This window comes from Neisseria sp. P0008.S010, from assembly GCF_051962715.1.
GTDB classification, from domain to species: Bacteria; Pseudomonadota; Gammaproteobacteria; order Burkholderiales; family Neisseriaceae; genus Neisseria; species Neisseria elongata.
In genome coordinates, this window is sequence record NZ_JBQCVA010000263.1 from 1 (window position 1) to 279 (window position 279).

1 rRNA gene is annotated in these 279 nt (G+C 57.3%); it reads right to left on the reverse strand.

Going from position 1 to position 279, the window contains the following annotated elements:
- Positions 1–279, reverse strand: a 16S ribosomal RNA gene (locus ACTHSL_RS13505); the annotation flags it as partial.

Sequence of the window (279 nt, forward strand, 5' to 3'; positions counted from 1 at the left end):
TTGAGCCGAGGGATTTCACACGCGACTTAGCGGACCACCTACGTGCGCTTTATGCCCAGTAATTCCGAACAACGTTTGCACCCTCTGTCTTACCGCGGCTGCTGGCACAGAGTTAGCCGGTGCTTCCTCCCGTCTTGGTCGAGCTTGGCGCTATTCACGCCAAGCAGTTCCTAGAACGTGACAGTAGTTTACAACCCGAAGGCCTTCATCCTACACGCGGTGTCGCTCCGTCAGGCTTTCGCCCATTGCGGAAGATTCACGACTGCAGCCCCCCGTAGG